The 23,528-nt window shown below is 61.9% G+C and carries 21 protein-coding genes and 1 tRNA gene; 11 read left to right on the top strand and 11 right to left on the bottom strand.

Going from position 1 to position 23,528, the window contains the following annotated elements; all coding sequences use genetic code 11:
• The 5 genes from ACRTG1_RS05395 to ACRTG1_RS05415 form a co-directional block, all read right to left on the bottom strand.
• On the bottom strand, positions 1-843 hold the full coding sequence (locus ACRTG1_RS05395) for an ABC transporter permease (protein WP_206544524.1): 843 nt from the start codon (positions 841-843) through the stop codon (positions 1-3).
• Positions 840-1,787, bottom strand: a complete 948-nt coding sequence (locus ACRTG1_RS05400) for an ABC transporter permease (RefSeq protein ID WP_113154041.1) — start codon at positions 1,785-1,787, stop codon at positions 840-842. Before ACRTG1_RS05400 ends, ACRTG1_RS05395 begins: the two co-directional genes overlap by 4 nt.
• A gap of 21 nt (positions 1,788-1,808) precedes the next feature.
• Complete coding sequence (locus ACRTG1_RS05405; RefSeq protein WP_206994310.1) at positions 1,809-3,290, bottom strand: ABC transporter substrate-binding protein; 1,482 nt, start codon at positions 3,288-3,290, stop codon at positions 1,809-1,811.
• 112 nt (positions 3,291-3,402) lie between these two features.
• Positions 3,403-4,515 (bottom strand): C45 family autoproteolytic acyltransferase/hydolase, encoded by a 1,113-nt coding sequence (locus ACRTG1_RS05410; RefSeq protein ID WP_113154043.1) that lies wholly within the window; start codon positions 4,513-4,515, stop codon positions 3,403-3,405.
• Positions 4,515-5,384, bottom strand: a complete 870-nt coding sequence (locus ACRTG1_RS05415; RefSeq protein WP_206994309.1) for an alpha/beta hydrolase — start codon at positions 5,382-5,384, stop codon at positions 4,515-4,517. Before ACRTG1_RS05415 ends, ACRTG1_RS05410 begins: the two co-directional genes overlap by 1 nt.
• A gap of 159 nt (positions 5,385-5,543) precedes the next feature.
• On the opposite strand from ACRTG1_RS05415, the gene ACRTG1_RS05420 reads away from it, so the two are divergent.
• The 5 genes from ACRTG1_RS05420 (at position 5,544) to ACRTG1_RS05440 (ending at position 9,033) form a co-directional block, all read left to right on the top strand.
• On the top strand, positions 5,544-6,206 hold the full coding sequence (locus ACRTG1_RS05420) for a GntR family transcriptional regulator (RefSeq protein ID WP_432515864.1): 663 nt from the start codon (positions 5,544-5,546) through the stop codon (positions 6,204-6,206).
• Positions 6,196-7,149 (top strand): alpha/beta hydrolase, encoded by a 954-nt coding sequence (locus ACRTG1_RS05425; protein ID WP_432515865.1) that lies wholly within the window; start codon positions 6,196-6,198, stop codon positions 7,147-7,149. The genes ACRTG1_RS05420 and ACRTG1_RS05425 overlap by 11 nt, the downstream gene beginning before the upstream one ends.
• 94 nt (positions 7,150-7,243) lie before the next feature.
• Positions 7,244-7,317: transfer RNA gene (locus tag ACRTG1_RS05430), tRNA-Gly, on the top strand.
• A gap of 98 nt (positions 7,318-7,415) precedes the next feature.
• Positions 7,416-7,679 (top strand): DUF6460 domain-containing protein, encoded by a 264-nt coding sequence (locus tag ACRTG1_RS05435; RefSeq protein WP_113154067.1) that lies wholly within the window; start codon positions 7,416-7,418, stop codon positions 7,677-7,679.
• A 10-nt stretch (positions 7,680-7,689) separates the two neighbouring features.
• The gene (locus ACRTG1_RS05440) at positions 7,690-9,033 is read left to right on the top strand and encodes an MATE family efflux transporter (RefSeq protein ID WP_206544529.1); all 1,344 of its coding nucleotides are present in this window, start codon (positions 7,690-7,692) and stop codon (positions 9,031-9,033) included.
• Positions 9,034-9,158: 125 nt separating this feature from the next.
• Here the strand turns inward: ACRTG1_RS05440 and ACRTG1_RS05445 are convergent, their stop codons facing one another.
• Together ACRTG1_RS05445 and ACRTG1_RS05450 are read right to left on the bottom strand one after the other, a co-directional pair.
• A complete protein-coding gene (locus tag ACRTG1_RS05445) occupies positions 9,159-10,250 on the bottom strand; it encodes a quinone-dependent dihydroorotate dehydrogenase (RefSeq protein ID WP_432515866.1) in 1,092 nt (363 codons plus the stop codon).
• Entirely contained in the window at positions 10,247-10,594 is a 348-nt protein-coding gene (locus tag ACRTG1_RS05450; RefSeq protein ID WP_113154070.1) for a DUF952 domain-containing protein, read from the bottom strand. Before ACRTG1_RS05450 ends, ACRTG1_RS05445 begins: the two co-directional genes overlap by 4 nt.
• Before the next feature lie 136 nt (positions 10,595-10,730).
• On the opposite strand from ACRTG1_RS05450, the gene ACRTG1_RS05455 reads away from it, so the two are divergent.
• On the top strand, positions 10,731-11,168 hold the full coding sequence (locus ACRTG1_RS05455) for a hypothetical protein (protein WP_113154071.1): 438 nt from the start codon (positions 10,731-10,733) through the stop codon (positions 11,166-11,168).
• Between the two features lie 40 nt (positions 11,169-11,208).
• Here ACRTG1_RS05455 and ACRTG1_RS05460 read toward each other — a convergent pair whose 3' ends face one another.
• Complete coding sequence (locus tag ACRTG1_RS05460) at positions 11,209-11,538, bottom strand: hypothetical protein (protein ID WP_432515867.1); 330 nt, start codon at positions 11,536-11,538, stop codon at positions 11,209-11,211.
• Between the two features lie 228 nt (positions 11,539-11,766).
• Between ACRTG1_RS05460 and ACRTG1_RS05465 the strand changes: the two genes are divergently transcribed.
• Entirely contained in the window at positions 11,767-12,444 is a 678-nt protein-coding gene (locus ACRTG1_RS05465; protein ID WP_222473776.1) for a response regulator transcription factor, read from the top strand.
• 11 nt (positions 12,445-12,455) lie between these two features.
• Here the strand turns inward: ACRTG1_RS05465 and ACRTG1_RS05470 are convergent, their stop codons facing one another.
• The gene (locus tag ACRTG1_RS05470) at positions 12,456-15,944 is read right to left on the bottom strand and encodes a PAS domain-containing hybrid sensor histidine kinase/response regulator (RefSeq protein ID WP_432515868.1); all 3,489 of its coding nucleotides are present in this window, start codon (positions 15,942-15,944) and stop codon (positions 12,456-12,458) included.
• 204 nt (positions 15,945-16,148) lie between these two features.
• Here ACRTG1_RS05470 and mscL point away from each other — a divergent pair, with 204 nt between their 5' ends.
• Positions 16,149-16,568 (top strand): large conductance mechanosensitive channel protein MscL, encoded by a 420-nt coding sequence (gene mscL, locus ACRTG1_RS05475; protein ID WP_206544533.1) that lies wholly within the window; start codon positions 16,149-16,151, stop codon positions 16,566-16,568.
• Between the two features lie 99 nt (positions 16,569-16,667).
• Here the strand turns inward: mscL and hemA are convergent, their stop codons facing one another.
• Together hemA and ACRTG1_RS05485 are read right to left on the bottom strand one after the other, a co-directional pair.
• A complete protein-coding gene (hemA, locus tag ACRTG1_RS05480; RefSeq protein WP_206544534.1) occupies positions 16,668-17,945 on the bottom strand; it encodes a 5-aminolevulinate synthase in 1,278 nt (425 codons plus the stop codon).
• Positions 17,946-18,108: 163 nt separating this feature from the next.
• Entirely contained in the window at positions 18,109-18,627 is a 519-nt protein-coding gene (locus ACRTG1_RS05485; protein ID WP_206546869.1) for a MarR family winged helix-turn-helix transcriptional regulator, read from the bottom strand.
• 90 nt (positions 18,628-18,717) lie between these two features.
• Between ACRTG1_RS05485 and ACRTG1_RS05490 the strand changes: the two genes are divergently transcribed.
• The 3 genes from ACRTG1_RS05490 to ACRTG1_RS05500 are packed head-to-tail and all read left to right on the top strand — an operon-like array spanning position 18,718 to position 23,526.
• A complete protein-coding gene (locus tag ACRTG1_RS05490; protein WP_206546870.1) occupies positions 18,718-20,493 on the top strand; it encodes an N-acetylglutaminylglutamine amidotransferase in 1,776 nt (591 codons plus the stop codon).
• A 3-nt stretch (positions 20,494-20,496) separates the two neighbouring features.
• Entirely contained in the window at positions 20,497-22,311 is a 1,815-nt protein-coding gene (gene ngg / locus ACRTG1_RS05495) for an N-acetylglutaminylglutamine synthetase (RefSeq protein WP_317561384.1), read from the top strand.
• 57 nt (positions 22,312-22,368) lie between these two features.
• A complete protein-coding gene (locus tag ACRTG1_RS05500) occupies positions 22,369-23,526 on the top strand; it encodes an osmoprotectant NAGGN system M42 family peptidase (protein WP_206544538.1) in 1,158 nt (385 codons plus the stop codon).
• Positions 23,527-23,528 lie beyond the last annotated feature (2 nt).

Genomic DNA, 23,528 nt, shown 5'->3' on the forward strand with positions numbered 1-23,528 from the left:
TCAGATGACCTCCTTCGAGGTGGTGGACTTCGGATCCAACTCGTCGCGCAGGGCGTCGCCGAGGAAATTCACGCCAAGGAGCGCCACCGATATGCAAAGCCCTGGCAATAGCCCCAGCATCGGGTAGCGCATCAGATGGGCCTTTGCTTCCGCGAGAATGTTGCCCCAGCTCGGTTCGGGCGGCGGTACGCCGAGACCGAGGAAGCTCAGGGCGCTTTCCGCCAGAAGCACCCAGCCAAACATCATCGTGGTCAGTACAATGAGTGGAGCAACGCAATTGGGGAGAACATGCACCAGGAGCGTGTAGAAGCGCGAATTTCCCATGGTCGTGGATGCTTCGACGAACTCCGACTGGCTGACGGAGAGTACGGAGCCGCGCACCACGCGGGTAACGGCAGGCAGATAAGCCACGGAAAGCGCCAAGATGACCCCGTATCGGTTCGGCCCGATGATCGCCATCAAACCGAGCGCGATAAGCAATCCCGGAAAGGCCATGAGTGCATCCAGAACGACGATCAATGAACGGTCGAACCAGCCACGAAAGTAACCAGCCGCAGCGCCAAGCAGTGTTCCCAAAACCACCGGGATCAGCAGGGTGGCAAACCCGATTGAAACGGAAACCCATGCGCCACGCATGAGGCGCGACAGGATATCCCGCCCGAACATGTCAGTGCCGAGCGGATGCGAAAGGGAACTCTCCGCAAACCTGTTAAGCAGATCGGACTTGAGAGGATCATGGGGCGTGTAGACACTGCCCAGCAATGCCACACCGAGAACGAGGCTGACGAGAATAATGCCGGCCAGCCCGTTGGCCTTGCCCAAAATACGTTTCGAGAAACTCATGAAAGACGCACCCTTGGGTCGAAGAAGGAATAGGCGATGTCGACAATGAGATTGGTCAGTACATAGACTGCGGCGATGAACAGGAGTGCTCCCTGCAGCACCGGATAGTCCCGCGCATAGATGGAATCGACCAGAAGCTTGCCGAGGCCAGGCAGTGTGAAAACCGTCTCGGTCACTGCCGCGCCTGCCAGCAGTCCCGCAAGCATTACGCCCACCATGGTCAGTGTGGGGGCGAATGCATTCGGAAAGACATGGCGCCACAGGACCTTGCGTTCAGGCAGTCCCTTGGCGCGAGCGTGCGTGATGTAGTCCCGGCCCATGATCTCAAGACTGCCTGCCCGCATCATGCGGGTAAGAACTGCTATCTCGGAAAGGGCCAGCGATGTGACCGGCAGAATGAGATAGACCATGCCCCGGCCCAGATCGTCGCTGATCGAAACGAAACCGACAGTCGGGAGCCAGCCCAGTGTCGCCCCGAACAGGACAAGAAGCATTAGCCCGACCCAGAAGCTCGGCATGGAAAGTTTGAGGATGGTCAGGAAGACGATGGCGTAGTCCGTGCGGCTGTTGTGGCGGTGCGCCGCCAGAAGGCCAGCGGGGATCGACACCAACAGAGCAGACCCCATGGCCAGAAGAACGACTGTCGCCGTCACTCCGAAGCGCTGCCACAGGAGGCTGCCCACCTCCTGCCCCGTCATGATGGACGTTCCCAGATTGCCAGAGAATACCTCGCGTAGCCAGACGATGAACTGCACGGGTATGGGCTGATCGAGTCCCAACTGCCTGCGCATCTGCAGCAGGGTCGCCTCGTCATCGATATTGCCGCCCAGCATCATCAACGCAGGGTCTCCGGGCAGTGCCCGCACCAGCGCGAAGATGATCACCGCCACGATCACGAAGGTGGGGATGGACATCAGAACGCGCTTGAGCACGAAGATGGGCATGGTCGTCTCCCTGGTCTTCCGTCAGTCTTTCACTCTGAGCATCCAGCCGCGCAGCAGCCCCGCACCCCAGTTCTCGAACCCGTCAATCCTGTTGGACATGCCGGTGAAAAGAGTGCGGTGTCCAAGTCCGATCGCGGGGACTTCTTCAATGAAAGCTTCATGCAGCCAGTCGATATTTGCCTGAAACTCCTCCGGATCACCCGTCCGCAGGGACTCGTTCATCATCGCCACCGCTTCCGGATTCTTCCATGCCTTGCGGGCAGCATCCCCGGTAAACATTTCGAAACTGAGCCCGGCGTGAAGGCGCGGTGAAAAGGTGAAGCTCTGCATCTGGTAACCGGAGCCGTTGCGATAGGCTTCGAGCTGGCTGCCCCATTCGACCACTTCAAGCTTGGCATTGATGCCCGCATCCATCAGCATGGCCTGCGCCATCAAGGCCCGTTCGTAATAAGCGCCGTTGCGGCGGGTTGCGAGGATGGTGATCTCCTCTCCGTTGTAACCGGCCTCTTTCAAGAGCGCCTTGGCCTTCTCTACGTCATAGGTGAGATATCTCGCCTGCACATCGGTGTAGTTGGCCGACATCGGCGGCACCGGTGATGGTGAGGCTTTGCCAAAGCCCTCGGTGATGGCCGCCATGATGCGCTGTGGGTCGATCGCATGCGCCATGGCGCGGCGGATGCGGACATCAGAGAGGACCGGGTCGTCAGAGTTGAGGAGGTAGGTGTCCCACACGGCAGACTCGGCTGCATCCACGCTGAAGTCCGGTTGATCCTTGAGTTCGGCAGCAGTCATGGCGTCGATATCGACCAGATCAAGGTCTCCGGCGACAAGTGCCGTCTTCGATACCGCGCCTTCGCCGACAATCTCCCACCGCAGCACGTCGACCGTGGCGTTCTTGCCGCCACCATAGCCATCGGGCTCCCCGTCCCGGCTGGAATAGTCCTCGAAACGTTTCAGCTCGACATAGCGCCCCGGTGCATGGTCTCCCATCATGTAGGGGCCAGTGCCGATTGGCCTGTTCCAGCTACCGTCGTCATTCATCGAATCGGGGTGCAGCACGGCCATCGAACCGCAGTCGAAGCGTGCCATCGTCGCCAGAAAAACCGAATAGGGTTCCGCCAGGGTGATGACGAAGGTATCTTCGCCCTGTGCCTTGGCAGACGTTACCTTGATATTGTTCTCGCCGTTGAAGAAGTTCTTGCAGTGTGATTCGGAAGCTTCGCCCGCCAGGCGGTTCCAGGACCATTCCACATCACTGGCGGTCATTTCCTCGCCATTGTGAAACTTTACGCCCTTTCTGAGCTTGAACGTATAGGTGCGCCCGTCTTCGGATATCTCGTAGGTCTCTGCCAGCATGGGGATGATGCTGAAATCGTCAGCATAGGTTACGAGCCCTTCGATCATGTGGCCATGCACTTCATCAGTGTTGCCGTCGCGCGTGACGCCCGGATTGGTGCCGCGGATGTCAGCGTTGAGCGATGTCCTCACCATGTTGTCGGCCATGGCCGGCGTGATGCCGCCAAGCCCAACCAGTGTCGCAAGCGCAATCGAACGGAAATTTCCTGTTCTTTGTCTCATCTGCTGTTCCCTCTTGTGTCGATTATGGTTTTCGTTGTCACTGGAGTTGGTAGCGCTCTGTATTGGCGGAAGCGTAGGGCAACTGACGCACCCGCATTTCTCCCGCGCCGGCATCCATCAGGATCATCGCCACGGTGGCGGAGAGATAGGCATTGGTTTCGCCTTCATTTCCCTCCGGCGTGCGAATGATGCCGCGCGGCGAGCCAAAGCGGTCGTCAAGCGCCAGCGCCAGACTGTCGAGGTCATGCCGCTCCCCTTTTCCCTCAATGAGCTGGCGCAGGCGCCGGTCACGAAACAGAGTGTCCGCGCCACGGGAAATGCCCCTGTCGCGCTCTCGGATTCGCGCCTGAGGCGTAACGAAATGATTGGAATGGGTCAGGCACGTTCCCTCGGGCGCCTGCCAGTAGATCTCGTCCGGCGTGGTTTCGAAATTCAGGCAGTCGCCGCTGCGCGCGCAACTGATCGTCATGTTGTTGGAAACGGTTCGTGGCAGGCGGTACAGCTCAGTTAGGGCTTGGGAATAGCCGCCCGCTTCCAGAACGCGTCGCCGGATGACCGAGAGAGGGACCCCGTAAGGCCGGGTTCCATCCTGTGCGCTGACCAGGTTGTTTCCTGTTATGGCCACGCCCTGATCGTTGAAACCGGCGCGCGCGAGGCCGCCTGCTTCAACATATGTGAGGATGTCTGGATGCCGGTCCGAACGGATTCTCAGAACCACCGTGCTGTCGGCGCATTCCGGCAGCCAGTCCCAGTTCTGAACATGCAAAAGGCGACCGCTCTTGGAGAGATCGGGCATCACTACCGCTGCCGTACATCCATCGTCGAGCGAGGCAGTATCTTTGGGGGCCTGCGCATGGAGATTGATGATTTCGCTCCGGCCGTTGATGACCAGTACTTCCTCCAGTTTCACGCCTGCACCCTCGGCAATGCCGCGCAGTTCTTCGATCGCATCGGGAACACGAACGGCCAGTGCCTCGCACAGACGTGCGGAGTAGCCGAGGACGCTGTCCCAGTCGAGTTCGTGCTGCCGAAACAGATCCTCATAGACGGCCAGCCCGTGGCAGATTTGCGCATCCGCCTGCCGCCCGTAAGAGAGGCCGCGTTCGAAGGCTGGTCCTTCCACCTCGACAAGCTTGGGGGGAGCCATCATCAGCGCGCACCCGGCGCGGACAGCCGCTCCTTCAGCACCTCGGTGAAAAATCGTTCAACGTAGGGGAAAACGCCCATCATGTCGTGGGCGACGCCTGGAGCAGTGTCGTGCCAGACCGCCACACCGCGCGCTTGCAGGCTTTCGCGCAGCGCATGCAGGCGATGATTGCGGTTGCGACCGGCACTATTGGCGCCGGGAATGTATTTGGGTGAATCCTCGGGAAAGGTTATTTCCCATTCCTCGGTATCCAGCGCCCCGACCGACATATGCACCTTGACGTTTTTCAGGGCTGTGAAGTCGATGCCACGTCCGAACACGTCCGCGAAATTGCGAATGCCCGGCCACCAGTCCATTGTTTCATCAAGCAGCGTCACCGACCCGGGGGCGCCGATCGAGACAGCCTTGAGGCGTTCGGGATGCAGATAAAGGAACCGGTGGGTGAAATGTCCGCCGCCCGAAAAACCGAACAGCATGAACTTTTCAAAACGGCGATTGATGAGTTCGCCAGCCTGTTCAACCATCGCCAGCAAGACTTCATCGTACCGGATATCGCCCTCGATCATGTATTTGTAGCCACCGGCTTCCATGTCGCCACGCACGCCAACAGGAAACAGTGGGGCAAGAACCATACAGTTGTTGAACCGGCCAAAGCCGGAAAACGCACCGCGATACAGTGACTGCAGGCGCATCGTCCCATGCACGGAGACCAAAAGGTCGAGTTCCCGCTCCGGTTCGCTCCATGCACTTTCAGGAATGTAGAGCATGAATGAAAAGCGTGGATCGTGTCGGCAGGCGATGATGGTCGTCTCTCCGGTCAAGTACAATGCGCGGGCCCGCTCCTGCGGACTGTCCTGCACCTGTGGCAGCATGTGGAAAGCCTCCTGAACTCATTTGCGGGGACGTTAACGGTGGGATTTTTTGGTGTCAAAATAATTTTATAAATTGGCGCCAATTTTTACGATGATATTGCTTCGCTGATTTTTCACCATTATGTTCGCCGCGAACGAAACGCAGGACCTGCTCATACGATGGCGCGAAAACAGGATCGAAACGGCGAGAAGATGCGGCCTGACGAGATTTCCCAGCGCATTATGGCGGATATAAATTCTGGCGTTCTGCGCAGGGGAGAATGGCTGAAGCAGATTGATCTTGAGCGCCGCTATGACTGCACGCGGATCAAGGTCCGCGACGCGCTGACCTATCTGCAATCAAAGCGGCTGGTGGAGCATATCCCCAATCGCGGTTACAGGGTTCCCGAGCCCGACGCCGTGCGCGAAGGCCAGATTGGCGAGGTGCGCGCGCTGCTTGAGGCGCATGCAGCGGGCGATATCATCAGCCAGGCCACAGATGCCGATATCGCCCGGCTTAGGGAGCTTGCCGAGGCATTTCGAGAGGCCGCATTCAACGGAACCTCATTTGCACAGATCGAGGCCAACTACGCCTTTCACGGTGTCCTCTACGGTTTTTGTCGCAATGAGGTGCTGCGTGAATTGATGCTTGACATGCGTCAGCAGGGCCCCGCCGCCCCGGTGGGGCAATGGCAGACGGTCGCCCAGCTTCAGCGCGCGACGCAGGATCATTTTGACATTGTCGATGCGATCGAGAAGCGCGACCTGGATCTGCTGCGCAGATGCATTTCCGGGCACATCACCGGTTTGGGACGAGAAGAAAAGAAATCCGATGACGCTTGACCCGGTTCTCCGACGCATGCTCGACCACTCTCAGGCGGTGGGCGGACCTCTTCTTCAGGATATGGCGGTAGACGATGCGCGCTCGGCAATGCGCGCCATGTTCCGCAGCAATGGCTATCCGATTCGCCATGAGGTCGACGTGGTCCATATCCCGGCTTCAGACTGTCGCGGCACCTTCGATATTCACCTTTATCGACCCGACGGGGAAGGCCGGCCGCAACCGGCCATTGTCTACTTTCACGGTGGTGGTTTCGTGCTCGGTGATGCGGAAGCCTATGATGCCCATTCGCGGGCCCTGGCGTACCTCACGCAGGCGGTGGTGATTTTCATCGGTTATCGTCTGGCACCCGAACATCCGTTCCCGGCTGCGGTAGAGGACGCTGCGGATGCGATGGAGTGGCTGGCGGAGCGCGCTGAAACCCTCGGTCTCGATCCTGCAAGGTTGGTTTTGATGGGGGAAAGTGCAGGTGGAAATCTGGCGGTGAATGCGGCTCTGCATGCACACCGCACCAATTGCCTTTCCCTTCGCGGTCTCACGCTCATCTATCCAGTCACCGACATGCGGCCCTTCATCGGGGAGGATCCGATTTATCCATCCGTCGCGACTTACGCGAAAGGCATGAATCTGGATGCGGATGAGATGCGCTGGTTCTGCGAAACCTATTTGAAGGCGCCTGATGAAGGCACACTGCCGGAAAACACGCTTTTTTCCCAACCGGATCTGTACTTGCTGCCGCCCACGCGGATTTACAACGCCGAGTGTGACCCCTTGCGCGATATGGGGCTCGCTTTTGCCACGCGCCTCATTGAAGCGGGCGTGGATGCCCAGGCGGAATGCCTGCCGGGTATGTTGCACAGCTTCATGTGTCACGGTGGAATATCTTCTCGGGCTTTGAGGCACTTCTTTTGTATCGTGGAAGATATTTCTGCGTCTCTGGCCTGATCCCGCCATCAGCCCCAAAACCGGCAACAACCGCACCAACCACTCACAAACCCGCTTGACGCCGGGCCGCGGGTCGCGGATTAATGCGCGCTGCGCGGGTATGATGTAATGGTAGCCTGTCAGCTTCCCAAGCTGAACGCGCGGGTTCGATTCCCGCTACCCGCTCCAGTCCCGCTCAGCCGGTATTTCCTTTTTCGCAGCGCGCAAGCTTGCGCCCGCGCCAGCGGGTGCGTATCTCTTTGCGGTCAAGATCAAGGAGCATTCCGGTGTCGGCACTGACCAGATTTCTGGGCGACAGCCCGCTGCGCGTCATCATCAAACTGCTGATCGTGTCGCTCATCGTCGGCTTCGTCATGAGCGCCTTCAACTGGTCGCCGTTCGATATCTTCTATGCGCTGCGCGACACGGTCGTGCATCTGTGGAACATGGGCTTTGATGCGCTCGGCCGCTTTGCAAGCTACATCCTGCTGGGTGCAGCCATCGTCGTGCCGGCGTTCCTGATCCTGCGTCTTCTCAGCTATCGCCGCTAGGCCGGCGGGAATGGACGTTTCCACGCCGACGCGGGCCGCGCGCCCGTTCGAGGTCACCAACCGGCTGGTCCTGTCGATCGCCGTGCCGATGACGCTCGCCTATCTGACCACGCCGCTGCTCGGCATCACCGACACGGCCGTCATCGGGCAATATGGCGACGCCGCCCTTCTGGGCGGGCTGGCGGCGGGCGCCATCGTCTTCGACGTGGTGTTCACCACGTTCAACTTCCTGCGTTCGGGAACCACCGGGCTGGTTGCGCAGGCGTTCGGCCGCGACGATGTGCTGGAAGAGCAGGCGGTGTTGTGGCGCGCTCTGGCGATTGCGCTCGTCTGCGGGCTTCTGGTCGTCGCGCTCGGGCCGCTGGTCAATGCCGCCGGCGTCCGGTTCATGAACCCCGATCCGCGCGTTGCCGAGGCCATGCATGCCTATGTGGCGATCCGCATTCTTGGCGCGCCCCTGTCGCTGATCAACTACGCCATCCTTGGCTATGTGCTGGGGCGCGGGGAAGGGGGGCTTGGCCTTGGCCTTCAGGTGATCCTCAACGGCGCAAACATCGCGTTATCGGTCTTTCTCGGTCTTTCGCTGGGCTGGGGCATCGAGGGCGTGGCCTGGGGCACGGTGGGCGGTGAGGCGCTGGGTGCGCTGGCGGGCTTTGGTCTTCTCGCATGGCGGTTCAGAAACGGCCCGCGCGTTTCATTGGCGCGGGTGTTCGATTTCCCGGAAATCATGCGCATGGTGGCGATGAACCGCGACATCATGATCCGCTCCTTCTCGCTTCTGGCAGCCTTTGCGCTGTTCACGCGGCAGGGCGCACAGTTCGGAACGGTCACGCTGGCGGCCAATGCGGTGCTGATGAATTTCTTCCTGATCGCCGGCTATTTCCTCGATGGCATGGCGACTGCGGCCGAGCAGCTTGCCGGGCGGGCGGTGGGCGCGCGCTATCGGCCGGCGTTCCGGCAGGCCGTGTGGCTCACCATCGTCTGGGGCTTTGGTCTCGCACTGGCGCTGGCCGGTGTTTTCGTGCTGTTCGGCGACGATCTCGTCGCTTTCATTGCGAAAGCCGAGGATGTCCGCGAGATCGCCAGCGTGTTCCTGCCATGGGCGGCGCTGATCGCGGTCTCCGGCGTGCTGGCATTTCAGATGGATGGGGTGTTCATCGGCGCGACCTGGTCGCGCGACATGCGCAACATGATGCTGCTGTCGCTCGCCGTCTATCTCGTCTGCCTGTTCTTTCTGACGCGCGCTTTCGGCAATTACGGCCTCTGGGCGACGCTGCACATCTTCCTGATCGTGCGCGGCATCAGCCTGGCAGCCATCCTGCCAGCGCGCGCACGGCAGACCTTCGGGAGTTAAAGCAGTTCCGGGAAAAGCGGGAACCGGTTTTCCGTCCGGAACTGCGAAAAACAATGCGTCGGGGCGTTCTTGCGGTTCAGCGAAAATGCCGTAGCGTCTTTTGCCGTCAGGTTTGCGGGCGCGCGTCAGTTCAGGGCGCGCGCGGCCCACTCATCCACCCGCGTATCGCGGATCTGGCGCAGCGAGGCGAGGTTCTCGCGCTGGGCGTAGGCGCTCATCTCTTCGAGGATCTTTCCGGGCAGGCAGGTGCCGCCGAAGATCATGCCGCTATACAGCTGCACAAGGTCGGCACCGGCGCGGATCTTCTCGAGCGCAGTTTCGGCCGAGTCCACCCCGCCAACGCCGATCAGCGGCATGGCCGGGCCCACCAGAAGGCGCATGCGCGCAAGCACGATGGTCGAACGCTCAAACAGCGGCTGGCCCGAAAGGCCGCCCTTCTCATGCGCAAGCCGGCTGGTTGCGCCGGTTCTGGAAAGCGTGGTGTTGCTGACGATCAGGCCATCAATGCGCTTGTCGAGCACCTCGTCCGCAATGTCGGACATAGCCTCTTCCGTCAGGTCGGGAGCGATCTTGAGGAACAGCGGCACCGGCGAGCGACGGCGCTTGGCAACCTCGTCGCGTGTCGCCAGAACGCGGGCCAGAAGCTCGGAGAGGTTTTCCCGGTCCTGCAACGCGCGCAGGCCGGCGGTGTTGGGCGAGGAGATGTTGACGGTGAGGTAGGAGGCGATGTCGCCAAAGGCGCGCACGCCCGTCTCATAGTCGGCGATGCGGTCTTCGCTGTCCTTGTTGGCGCCGATGTTGACGCCAACGATGCCGCCACGCCCGGCGCGCTCTTTGATGCGCTCGCGCACGGCGACGAGGCCGTCATTGTTGAAACCGAGCCGGTTGATCAGCGCGGCGTCCTCTTCAAGCCGGAAGAGGCGGGGCTTCGGATTGCCGGCCTGCGGCTTCGGGGTCACGGTGCCGCATTCGACAAAGCCGAAACCAAGGCGCAGCAGGCCGTCCGCCGCCTCGGCGTTCTTGTCGAAGCCGGCCGCCATGCCAAGCGGATTGGGAAACACCATGCCGCCGACAATCGTCTTGAGGCGTTTGCTGATCTGCGGAGGACGGGCGAGGGGCATGCCGCTCTTCAGGGCCATGATTGCGAGGTTGTGAGCGCGCTCGGAATCCATCCGGAAGAGGGCCTGGCGCGCAATCTTGTCGAGCAGGGACTTCATTTGGCAAGCTCTGGAAAGACGTGGGCTCCATCCGCGCCAAGCGGCAGCGGGCGAACCCAGGAAACCGCATCAAGCGAAAGCGGAGCATAGAGATGCGGGAAAAGCGCCCCGCCGCGTGACACTTCAAATTTCAGGGCGTCGCCCAGCGCGTCGGCGTCGACGGCCACGAGAAGCAAATCGTCCTGACCGGCGAAATGCTTGGCCGCCGTTTCCGCAGCCTGCCCGGCGGTCGAGAAGTGAATATACCCATCGGCAAGGTCGACAGGTGCGCCATGAAACACCCCCGCCTCTTCGGCTTCCTGCCAGAGCGTGCGGGGTGCGATTTTATAGATCATGTCAGCCATGCCTGCGGCTATACTTGTAATGCGGGTTCAGCGAAAGGGTCGAAAAGGTGTTTTCGGGGGATTGCGCCCGATCCCATTTATGGCGCATTCCTTGCTCATGATCCCATCACCAATTGCATGAAAGCGGAGCGGACCAATGCGCAAGACCATTGCGGCCACCGGGGCGCTGATCGTCCTGTCCATGACATCGGGCGCCATGGCGCAGGATGCCGAGCGGTTCCGGCTGGAGCGCACGGAAGAAGGCTATGTGCGGATGGACACCCGCACCGGCTCCATGTCGATCTGCCGCGAACGTTCCGGCCAGCTGGTCTGCTCTCCGGCCGCCGACGAGCGCACGGCCTATGAGGAAGACATCACGGCTCTGCAGGACCGGCTCGATGCGCTGGAAGAGCGCCTTGCCGCGCTTGAAAATGCAAATCCGCAGGCCGCTTCCGAATTGCCGTCGGAAGAGGAATTCGAGCAGACGCTCGGGCTCATGGAACGCTTTTTCCGTCGCTTCATGGGCATCGTGAAGGACTTCGAGGAAGAAGAAACCACGACCACACCGAACACGCCGGCGCCTGACCGCACCTGATCGCATCTGAGCAGGGGTTGCAAACGCTCCTGACCGTGTTTCAGACCGCGACAGCGCGCATGAGGCGCAGCATCATCGAGAATATGAAGAAGCCGCAGCCGACCTTGAGGCTTAAGGCGGCGAAACGCAGATAGATATCCTTCAATATCGAAATGAACACCCTGGCCCCCGACCGCCCCGCCGGTCGGGCGTCCGGGCTGAGATAAAGCCAGGTTTCGGTTTTTCTGGGGTTCTGCCGCGCGGTTGCATAGGCCTTCAGGATCAGAATTTCCGACATGATCAGGGTCATCAGCGCGCCGGCGCTGAAGGCAACGACCAGATCAAACGAAAAGCTGAGCATCACCAGACCAATGGCGAGCGCGCCGAACATGACCGCTCGTCCGATGCAGAATGTCGCTACCCTGTGGATTTTCTCCATGATCAGCCTGCGGGGTTGTCACCCCTTTACCAGTCTGTGGCATAGGTTATGGGCAGACAAGTAAAACTTCTGCGAGTTCCGGCCCCGTGGCGGCAGCCCTTTGCCACCGTCGAGCTTGAAAATGCGGCTATTCCCCGCATAATCGCGGTGGAGGAGCCGTAGCGGAAGAACACGACAATAATGCTGCGGGCGCGGGAGGGATATTTGGTATCTGGCTATAGATTTCTGGTCGCCGACGACCATCCTCTGTTCAGGGGAGCGCTGAAAGGCGCACTTTCTGGATTGGACAGTGCATGCGAGATACTGGAAGCGGGCGATTTCGAGGGGGCGAAGGCGCTTGTCGATGACAGCGTCGATCTGGTCCTTCTCGACCTCACCATGCCGGGCGTAAGTGGTCTTTCAGGGCTGATTGCGCTGCGCGGCATGAACCCCGCCCTGCCCATTGTCGTCGTTTCCGCGCATGACAGCCCCGAGACCATCCGGCGCGCTCTGGAACTTGGCGCATCGGGTTTCATCTCCAAATCCTCTGGCATGGACGAGATTCGCACGGCGGTTCAGGCCGTGCTCAATGGCGATATCTACACGCCGGCGGACATCGATCTGGGTGCCGAGGGCGATCCGGAGGTCGCCGATCTCATCCAGCGCCTCCAGACGCTCACACCCCAGCAGACGCGGGTTTTGAGCATGCTGGCCGAAGGGCTTCTGAACAAGCAGATCGCCTATGAGCTGAACGTCTCCGAAGCGACGATCAAGGCGCATGTCTCGGCGGTTCTGCAGAAGCTGGATGTCGACAGCCGCACGCAGGCGGTGATCCGCCTTTCGAAGATCGGCGCAGACACGATCGCAACCGAGGACTGAGGCATTGCTGCCTATTCGGCGGCGGCAAGCATCTGACGGCAGCGCGTGAGCAGTGTGCGCAGCGATGCGGGACGTAACGGCTTGCTCAGCACCATGGCGGTCAGCGCTTCGGCCTGCGCGCGCACCTCGTTCGAGCGGTCGGCGGTGATCAGGATCGCCGGTATCGCATCGCCGTAACGCGCCCGCAGGGCTGCGATCACGTCGAGCCCGACTTCATTGTCCAGATGGTAATCGGCGAGGATGATGTTGGGCTGTGTGTGCGAAAGGTCGGGCAGGGTGACCGATCCGGTCGCCGTCAGCACGGTGCAGCCCCAGCCCTCAAGAAGCCTGCGCATGCCATCCAGAATGCGCGGGTCATTGTCGATGCACAGAACGCGCAGGCCCTCCAGCATTGCCTGCGGCACGGCAGCCGACGGTTTTGGCTGTTCGGCGGGTTTGGCCGGCGTCGCGCTCACGGGGATGATGACCGAGAAGCGGGTGCCCTGCTGGCTCTCCGAATCCAGCCGGATTTCCAGATTGAGCACGCGCGCGATGCGGTCGACGATGGAGAGGCCAAGTCCCAGCCCCTGCGCCTGCCGCACGCCTTCCTCCAGCCGGGTGAATTCGCGGAACACGGTGTTCAGCTTGTCGGTGGCGATGCCGATGCCGGTGTCGATCACCTGTAGCTCAAGCAGGCTGCCGCGGCGGCGCACCCCCACCAGAACACGGCCGCTCGGCGTGTATTTGATCGCATTGGAAACGAGGTTCTGCACCAGCCGGCGCAGCAGGTTGCGGTCCGTGTTCACCGTCAGTGTTGAGGGCACAATGGTCAGGTCCAGCCCTTTCTCATCGGCCAGCGGCATGAAGTCTGTGCTGATCTGGCGCAGCAGGCCATCCAGCTGGAAAACGCTGGGAGCAGGCTTCAGCGCGCCCGTGTCCAGCCGCGAGATGTCCAGCACTGCGCCGAGGATCGCCTCCACGGAATCGAGTGAGGATTCAATGTTGCTGACATATTCCCGCGTCTCGCCGGCCTTTGCGCGCTCCAGAAGCGACGAGCAGTAGAGCCGCGCGGCATTGAGCGGTTGCAGGATGTCGTGGCCGGCGGCGGCCAGAAAGCGCGTCTTTCCGAGATTGGCTTCCTCGGCGATCACCTGCGCCTGCGCCAGCTCTTCATTCAACCGGATCAGCTCCGCCGTGCGGTCGGCCACCCGCTGCTCCAGTGTTTCGTTCACGCGTTTCAGCGCCACATCGGCCTCCACGCGCGGCGTGATGTCGGTGTAGGTGGCGACGATGCCGCCATCGGGCATCGGGTTGGTGCGCATCTCAATGATGCGGCCGCTCTTGCGCAGGCGGATCTCCCACGGCATGCCGAAATCGGTAAACCGGTTGAGCGTCATCGTGTAGGCGTCGACGGGCAGCTCGCCGCGCACCACCAGCAGATTGACGAACCGGTCGAGCGAAACACCGACCTGACCCATCTCGTCGGGCAGATTGAAGAGCAGGCGGTATTGCCTGTTCCAGCAGATCAGCTGGAAATCCCGGTCGAAAACGGTGACGCCTTCCTCCATCTGGTCGAGGGCGGTCTGCAGCAGGTCGCGGTTGTGCTGGAGCGCCATGGAGGCGTCATCAAGCAGCCGCAGGGCGTCACGGGGCGAGCGGTCGTTGCGCTGAAACAGGAGCGACAGGATAAGCCGCGAGGAGGAGGAGCCGACGGCGCTGGCCAGAAGCTGCTCGGAAAAGCGCACAAGCGCGATGCCTGTCTGGTCGTTGCCGTTGAGCCGCACGCCATGGGTCGCCTCGAAGGTGGCGAAGGAGCGCTCGGTGCGTTCGGCTCCCAGATAGCGCGAGATCGTGTCCTTGAGATCGTTGACGGTGACCACCGTGCGGAAGCGGCGCAGGGTCGGTATGGGCCCCGTGTCGCGCGGCACGAAGATGGCGGCCTGAATGCGCTCCAGCGGCTGGGCGGCGCGCGAGAGCGAACCCAGCACGAAGAACAGCGTGTTGACCGCAAGGCTCCACAGGACGCCATGGTTGAGGGGCTCGGCCACGGTGCCGAAAAGCGCCTGCGGCCTCAGCGCCGGCAGGCCGAAGAGCCCGTCGATGATGATGCCGGTGTCCTGAGGCGCGAGCGACGGGAAAAGCAGCGTGTAGGCCCAGATCGTGAAGCCCGCGCCCATGCCCAGCAGCGCGCCGCGCGCATTTGCGCCGCGCCAGATCAGCCCGCCGAAGAAGGCCGGCGCGAACTGCGCGATGGCCGCAAACGAGATCAGGCCGATGGCGGCGAGCCGCGTGTTGTGGGTGGTTTCCCGATAATAGAGAAAGGCCACAAACAGGATGATGAAGATGGCCGCGCGGCGGATGTTCAGGATGATGGTCGACCAGTCATCCTTCTCGCGGTGGTCGGTTCTGAGCAGCCGGCGCAGGAAGAGCGGGATCACCAGATCGTTGGAGATCATGATCGACAGCGCCACACTCGCCACGATGACCATCGCCGTGGCGGCGGAAAGACCGCCGATGAAGGCGATCAGCGCCAGGGCATCGTGCCCGGCAAGAAGCGGCAGCGCCAGCACGTAGAGGTCGGAATTCGCCGCATCACCGACCATCGCCAGCCCCGCAAATGCGATGGGCAGCACGAAGAGATTGATGAGGATGAGATAGAGCGGAAAGAGCCAGCTCGCCGTTTCCAGTTCGGCCGTGCTGCGGTTTTCCACGATGGTCACGTAGAACTGGCGCGGCAGCATGATGATCGCAAATGCGCTCAGCGTGGTCATCACGATCCAGGTGGCGAGCGAGGTCGGATAGGTATAGGCCTCCTGCACCTGGGGCAGGGTGCTGACCGTGCGCGCCAGTTCCACCGGCCCTTCAAAGAAGAAGAAGGTGATGGCCACACCGACCGCCAGAAAGGCGGCGAGCTTCACCACCGTCTCCACGGCCACGGCCAGGATCAGCCCTTCCTGATGCTCGGTCGCGTCCGCATGGCGCGTGCCGAACAGAACGGCGAAGATCGCCAGAAGGAAGGTCACGATCAGCGCCATGTCGCCGACGAAGAAGTCCATGGTCGGCGGCGCGCCATCGTAATGCGTTACCATGAGGCTGACGGAATCCGAGATCGCCTTCAACTGCAGGGCGATATAGGGAACCGTGCCGAAGGTGGCGATCAGCGTGGCGACGGAGGCTACGGCAAAGCTCTTGCCGTAGCGGGCTGCCAGAAAGTCGGCGATGGAGGTGATCTTCTCGGACTTCGCCAGCCGGATGATGCGTTTCAGGATCGGGAAGCCGAACAGGAAAACCAGAACCGGACCGATATAGATCGCCAGGAATTCCAGCCCGCGCTCCGACGCAAGGCCAACGGAGCCGAAAAAGGTCCAGGACGTGCAATAGATCGCCAGGCTCAGCGCGTAGATGAAGGGGCGCGAGCCAAGTCCGGCCTTTCGCGAGGCGCGATTGTCGCCGACGCTTGCGATGAAGAAGAGCAGCGTCACATAGGCGACGGCGATGATGGCGATAACCCAGCCCTGCACTTGTGTGCCAACTCCTCCTCTGAAGGCCACCCGGAAGGCAAACACAGCCACGGGAACCTGTCCAATGCTTCTTTCGGCGAATGGTACTGTCTCATAGCCGAAAATGCAGTTTTTGTTGCACTTTTTGCTTGCATCATTGTTATGTAGCCGGAGCTGGCGGCGTTTGAGTCGCCGGGGGTGCAGCTAGATTGGGGAGAAGCCCTTATGATGAAGGAATTTCGGGAATTCATTGCGCGCGGCAATGTGATGGACCTTGCGGTCGGTGTGATCATCGGCGGGGCCTTCGGTCTGATCGTCAGGTCGCTCACCGATGACATCATCATGCCGATTGTTGGCGCAATCTTCGGCGGGTTCGATTTTTCGGATTACTTCGTGCCGCTCTCGTCCGCCGTCACGGCGACGACGCTGGATGCGGCGCGCGAACAGGGCGCTGTGTTTGCCTATGGCAACTTCCTCACCGTGGTCGTGAACTTCCTGATCCTCGCCTGGATCATTTTCCTCATGGTCAAGGGCGTCAATTCGATGCGCCGCAAGGAAGCTGAAAAGCCGGCCGAGCCTGCCGCGCCGCCTGCCGATGTTCAGCTGCTCACGGAAATCCGTGACCTTCTGTCCAAGCAGAAATAATCAGCTTCCGCTTTCTTCAAGGGAAGCGGTGGCCATTCACGAAAAACGCCGCCGGAAGCAATTCCGGCGGCGTTTTCATTTTCGGATTTTCGGGCTGGGTCAGCCGCCGGACTTCGGCACCAGAAGCGACACCACGCGGTCGGACTTGGCCTGCTGCGGCTGGTCGGCTTCGTTGAAGGGAATGCCGAGCGCTTCCCAGGTTTCCAGAAGCGCGTCGCGCAGCGTGTCGATCAGCGCATCGTCATGGAACGGCGTCGGCGTGATGCGCAGACGCTCCGTGCCGCGCGGCACGGTCGGATAGTTGATCGGCTGGATGTAGATGCCGTGCTTCTCGAGCAGCCGGTCGGTTGCCTGCTTGCACAGTTCCGGGTCGCCCACGAGAAGCGGCACGATGTGCGTCTGCGAGGGCATGACCGGCAGGCCGGCCGCCGAGAGCTTGTCCTTGGTCTGCTGCGCCTGGCGCTGCTGCGCGTCGCGCTCGACCGAAGACGCCTTGAGGTGGCGGATCGAGGCGGTGGCCGCTGCGGCGATTGCCGGCGGCAGCGCGGTGGTGAAAATGAAGCCGGAAGCGTAGGAGCGCACGGCGTCAATCACGGCGGTGGAGCCGGTGATGTAGCCGCCGATCACGCCAAAGCCCTTGGCGAGCGTGCCTTCGATGATGTCGATGCGGTGGGCAAGGCCGTCACGCTCGGTGATGCCGCCGCCACGCGCGCCATACATGCCAACGGCGTGAACCTCATCGATATAGGTCATGGCGTTGTACTTGTCGGCCAGATCGGCAATCGCCTCGATCGGCGCAATGTCGCCATCCATGGAGTAGACGGATTCGAACACGATCAGCTTGGCGCGTTCCGGGCCGGCTGCCTTGAGCAGGCTTTCCAGATGCTCGACGTCGTTGTGGCGGAAAATCTTCTTCTCTGCGCCCGAGCGGCGCACGCCCTCGATCATCGAGGCATGGTTTAACTCGTCCGAAAGCACCAGGCAGTTCGGCAGCAGGCGGGCGATGGTGGAGATGGACGCTTCGTTGGAGATGAAGCCGGAGGTGAAGACCAGACCGGCCTGCTTGCCATGCAGATCGGCAAGCTCGGCTTCGAGTTCCACGAGCGGATGGTTGTTGCCGGAGATGTTGCGCGTGCCGCCTGCGCCCGCGCCCATGGCGCCGGCTGCGTCCTGCATGGCGGAGATCACGCTCTCATGCTGGCCCATGCCCAGATAGTCGTTCGAGCACCACACGGTGATCTCGCGCGCTTCTTCATCAGAGCGCCAGAGCGCACGCGGAAACGCGCCGACGATCCGCTCAAGATCGGCGAAAACGCGGTAGCGGCGCTCGGCGTGCAGTTGATCGATCGCTTCGGAGAAAAAACGCTGGTAATTCATTGGACCTTCCTGCTGTGCGGCGCGATCATAGTGTCCGACCTTTCCCGCGTCCATTGTGCGTTGCGGGCAAATTGACACGTTTGCCTGCCGTCGCCTTGCGCTCGATCAAATCGCGGTCGAATGCGCGTGATCTCTCAGGATTTACTGCGCGTTAGCGTGCATTTCAATGCGACAGAGTGGTCTTCGCGCGACCGGCCGAAGCGGGAGCGCCGCCGGGCGGCGCCATCATGTCGGCAATGGTGGCCAGCGCTGCGATCAGCTGGTTGCGTCGTTCTTCATCGAGTGCGGCCAGACGATGCGCGAAGGCGTCTCCCATGGGTTCGGGCGCGCGCCGCACCAGCGCCTCGCCCTCGGGCGTGAGCCGCGTGTGCACCACACGGCGGTCATGGCGCGAGCGATAGCGCTCCACCAGATGGCGGCTTTCCAGATTGTCGAGAATGGTGATGACGGTTGCCGGGCTCAGGTCCACATGGGCCGAAAGCACGGTGGTGGTGACCTCGCCAAGGGCGGCGGTGGCCTTCAGGATCACAAGCTGCGCTGCGGTCAGCCCGATCTGCTTGGCGAGCGCCTTGGATTGCACATCGTTTGCGCGAACGATGCGGCGGATGGATTTTTCGACCGCGCGTAACTCTTCATTGCGGAACCAGTCGGCGGCTTTGTCAGTTGTCTTGTCGGAACTCATGCGGACGCCATTCATTTGACATCTAATAATCATAACTATAACTAAAGTGCGCTCCGAAGCAATGACAAACAAAGGATCAGATCTCTATCCATGTGCGGAATCTGCGGAGAACTGCGGCTCGACGGCCGCCCTGCCTCACCTGTCGCTCTTTCGAAAATGATGGACTGCCTGGCCCCGCGCGGCCCTGATGGCGCGGGCGCGGTCGTGCACGGCAACGCCGCCCTCGGGCATCGCCGGCTGAAGATCATCGACCTGTCGGAAAAGGCGCGCCAGCCGATGGAAGACCCGGAGCTGGGTCTCACCATCGCGTTCAATGGCTGCATCTACAATTATCCGGAGCTGCGCGCCGAGCTGGAGGGCAAGGGCTACCGCTTCTTCTCCACCGGCGACACGGAAGTCATCCTCAAGGCCTGGCATGCCTGGGGCGAGGAATGCGTGAACCGGTTTCACGGCATGTTCGCCTTCGTGCTGCGTGAGCGCGACACGGGCCGCGTCGCCATGGCGCGCGACCGGTTCGGCATCAAGCCGCTATATCTGGCCGAGACGCCGGGCCGCATCCGCTTCGCGTCCACCCTGCCGGCGCTGCTGGCGGCGGGCGATGTCGACACATCCATCGACCGCCATGCGCTGCACAATTACATGACGTTCCACGCTGTGGTGCCGCCGCCGCGGACCATTCTGAATGGCGTGAAGAAGCTCCCGCCCGCGACGATCCGCGTGATCGAGCCGGATGGCAGCCAGCGCGACCGGGTCTACTGGGATCCGCCGTTTGCGCGCGATCCCGAAACGGCAATGCTGTCACCCGACGAATGGCGCGACCGCACGCTGGAGGCGCTGCGCCTTGCCGTCAAACGCCGCATGGTGGCCGATGTGCCGGTCGGCGTCCTTCTGTCGGGCGGTGTCGATTCCAGCCTGATCGTCGGCCTGCTCGCCGAGGCGGGGCAGAAGGATCTGATGTCCTTCTCCGTCGGCTTTGAAGAGGCCAATGGCGAGAAGGGCGACGAGTTCGTCTATTCCGATCTGATTGCGAAAGAATTCGGCACCGATCATCACAAGATCTTCGTGCCGTCAGCCGATCTGATGGACGCCCTCCCCGGCACGTTCGCCGCCATGTCGGAGCCGATGGTCTCCTACGACAATGTGGGCTTCTACCTTCTCTCCAAGGAGGTTTCGAAGCACATCAAGGTCGTGCAGTCGGGGCAGGGCGCGGACGAGATTTTCGGCGGTTATCACTGGTATCCGCCGCTGATGAACTCAAACGATGTGGTGGGCGATTATGCGAACGTGTTCTTCGACCGCTCGCACGCGGTTCTGAAAGAGCAGCTTTCGCCCGACTGGATCGCCGATACGGATGCAAGCCGCGATCTGGTCGCGGCCCATCTGACGCGGGCCGGCGCAGACACGCCGGTGGATGCGGCGCTGCGGCTCGATTCCACCGTCATGCTGGTCGATGACCCGGTGAAGCGGGTCGACAACATGACTATGGCCTGGGGGCTGGAGGCGCGCGTTCCGTTCCTCGATCACGAACTGGTCGAACTGGCCGCCCGCATTCCGCCGGAGGAAAAGCTGAAACAGGGCGGCAAGGGCGTGTTGAAGGAAGTCGCCCGGCAGGTGGTCCCGCATGAGGTGATCGACCGCAAGAAGGGTTATTTCCCTGTACCACAGCTCAAATATGTCGATGGCCCCTATCTCGACATGGTGCGCGATGCGCTGTCTTCGCAGCCGGCGCGCGAACGCGGACTGTTTCGACAGGACTATCTGGACAGGCTTTACGCCGCGCCCGCCGACCACATCACGCCGCTGCGCGGGTCGGAACTCTGGCAGGTCGGGCTGCTCGAACTCTGGCTGCAAACCCACGGGGTGTGACCGATGGCCAAGAAAGAGGACGTGGCTTTGCGCGCTTCACGCGGGCGCAGCGACAAGGCGCTCGGCTACCGCCTGAAGCGCCTGCGAAGCGAGACCATGAAGCCGACCCACGCGCCGCCGGATGAAGAAGCCGCGCGGCAGGAAAAGCACGTCTCGCTCGAACTTGGCTGGGGCAGGCTTCTGTTTGCCCAGACGTTTGAAACCAATGAGGAGCTGGCCGCCGCATTGCGCGACGAAGGCCCCGCCCGCCGCGACATCGCCTTCTACATTCGCGACCCGCATGTGCTCCTGTCCATGGCGCCGCAGGAACTTTTCCTCGATCCCTCGCACACCTATCGGCTTGATCTGGCCACCTATCGCCCGAGCCGGCGGCAGCCGCGCGGCTTCTTCATCCGGCGACTGACATCCGAGGCGGACGCCAACGCCGTCAACGCGATCTATCAGAGCCGGGGCATGGTCACTGTGCGCCCGGACTTTTTCTGGACCAATCGCGACAGCCGCGCCGTCACCTATTTCGTCGCCGAGGATGACCAGACCGGCGACATTCTGGGCACGGTCACGGGCGTTGATCATCGCCGCGTGTTTCAGGATGCCGAGAACGGCACGTCTCTCTGGTGCCTTGCCGTGGATCCGCAGTGCCGGCATGCCGGGGTTGGCGAGATGCTGGTGCGGCGGCTGGCGGAGCATTTCGCCGCGCGCGGGGCAAGCTTCATGGACCTGTCCGTGATGCACGACAACGAACAGGCCATCGCGCTTTACGAGAAGCTCGGCTTTCACCGGGTTCCGGTGTTTGCGGTCAAGCGCAAGAACCCGATCAACGAGAAACTGTTCACCCATCCGCCGGAAGAGTTCGACCGGCTCAACCCCTATGCGCGCCTGATCGTGGATGAGGCGCACCGGCGCGGCGTTGCGGTGGATGTGACCGATGCCGAGGGCGGCTTCTTCCGCCTGTCCTTCGGCGGCCGTTCGATCCAGTGTCGCGAGAGCCTTTCGGAGCTCACATCGGCCGTCGCCATGTCGATCTGCGATGACAAGGCGGTCACGCGCCGCGTGGTGGAGCGTGCAGGACTGACCGTGCCCGAGCAGATGGAGGCGGGCGATGACGACACGGCGCTCGGCGCCTTCATCGCGAAGCATGGCCGCGTGGTGGTGAAGCCGGCCCGTGGCGAGCAGGGCAAGGGCGTTGCCGTCGGTCTTGAAACGCTGGACGAGGCGAAAAACGCCATCCGCGCCGCCCGCGAGATTTCTGACCGGGTTCTGGTCGAAGCCTGTTTCGAGGGCGAGGATCTGCGTCTGGTCGTCATCGACTATCGCCTGGTTGCCGCCGCCGTGCGCCGTGCGCCGCGCGTGGTGGGAGACGGGCAGCGGACCATCGAAGAGCTGATCGAGCATCAGTCGCGCCGCCGGGCGGCCGCCACGGGCGGTGAGAGCCGCATCCCCGTCGATGACGAGACGCGCCGCTGCATTGCCGGTCTTGGCTATGCGCTTTCCAGCATCCTGCCCAAGGGCGAGGAAGTGGAGGTGCGCAAGACGGCCAATCTGCACACGGGCGGTTCCATTCACGATGTGACGGAAAACGTGCATCCGGATCTGGTGGAAGCGGCCTGCGCCGCTGCGCGCGCCATTGACATACCCGTTGTCGGCATCGACCTTATGATCAAGTCGCCCGACCAGCCGGACTATGTCTTCATCGAAGCCAATGAACGGCCGGGGCTGGCGAACCATGAACCGCAACCGACCGCCGAGCGCTTCGTCGACCTGCTCTTCCCGCGCTCCGGTGCAAAATCCGCTGAACGTGCGCTGACGCCGAAAGCCTGATCCGTGGCCGACGGCACAAGCTGAAATGACGAGGCCCGCTGAAATGACGAGAATTGCATGTCGCGACTGAAAATCGACGTTTCCTATCTTGTCGCGCAGCTCAAGGCGCTTCTGTCGATTGACAGTCCGACGGGCTACACCGACACCATTGTCCGCCATGTCACGGCAGAGCTGGAGCGGCTTGGCCTCGAGCCGGAGCTGACGCGGCGCGGCGCGATCCGCGCGGTGGTGCGCGGCGGCCGGCGTCAGGGCGCGCGCGCCATCATCACCCATCTCGACACGCTCGGCGCGCAGGTCAAATACATCAAGGACAATGGCCGTTTCGAGATGGTGCCAATCGGTCACTGGTCCGCGCGGTTTGCCGAAGGCGCGCGGGTGACGATCTACACCGAGAAGGGCAGCTATCGCGGCACCATCCTGCCGCTCAAGGCTTCGGGCCACACCTATAATGACGGCGTCGACGAGATGCCCGTCGGCTGGGATTACGTGGAGCTGCGCATCGACGCCATGTGCTGGAGCCGCAGCGACGCGCACAATCTTGGTATCGATGTGGGCGACTTCGTCGCCATCGACCCGCAGCCGGAATTCCTGGAAAACGGCTTCATCGTTTCACGCCATCTGGATGACAAGGCGGGCGTCGCCATCGCGCTTGCCGCGCTGGAATCACTGCTGCGCCACGAGGTGACGCTGCCGGTCGACACGCACTGGCTTTTCACCATCGCGGAAGAGGTGGGGGTGGGCGCGGCGTCCATCGTCACGCCCGAGATTGCCTCCATGGTCACCATCGACAATGGCACCACCGCGCCGGGGCAGAATTCGGCAGAGTTCGGTGTCACCATCGCCATGGCGGACCAGGCGGGGCCGTTCGACTATCACCTGACGAAGAAGATGGTGGATCTGTGCCGCGAGGAGGATATTCGCTACCAGAAGGATGTTTTCCGTTACTATCGCTCCGATTCCGCATCGGCCATCGAGGCCGGGCATGACGTTCGCACGGCGCTGATCGCCTTCGGTGTGGATGCCTCTCACGGCTATGAGCGCATCCATGTGCATGCGCTGCGTTCGGTGGCCGAGCTGGCCACCGCCTATGTGGCAAGCCCGCTGGCAATCGAGCGGGATGTGGAAGAGGTGTCCGACATCGAGGGCTTCACCGAGCAGCCCACCAATGAAGCCGAGATGGCGCGGCGCGCCAACAACCTGCCGAAGCAGGAGTAGGG

This window comes from Nitratireductor sp. PBL-C9, from assembly GCF_050877045.1.
GTDB lineage: Bacteria > Pseudomonadota > Alphaproteobacteria > Rhizobiales > Rhizobiaceae > Nitratireductor > Nitratireductor aquimarinus.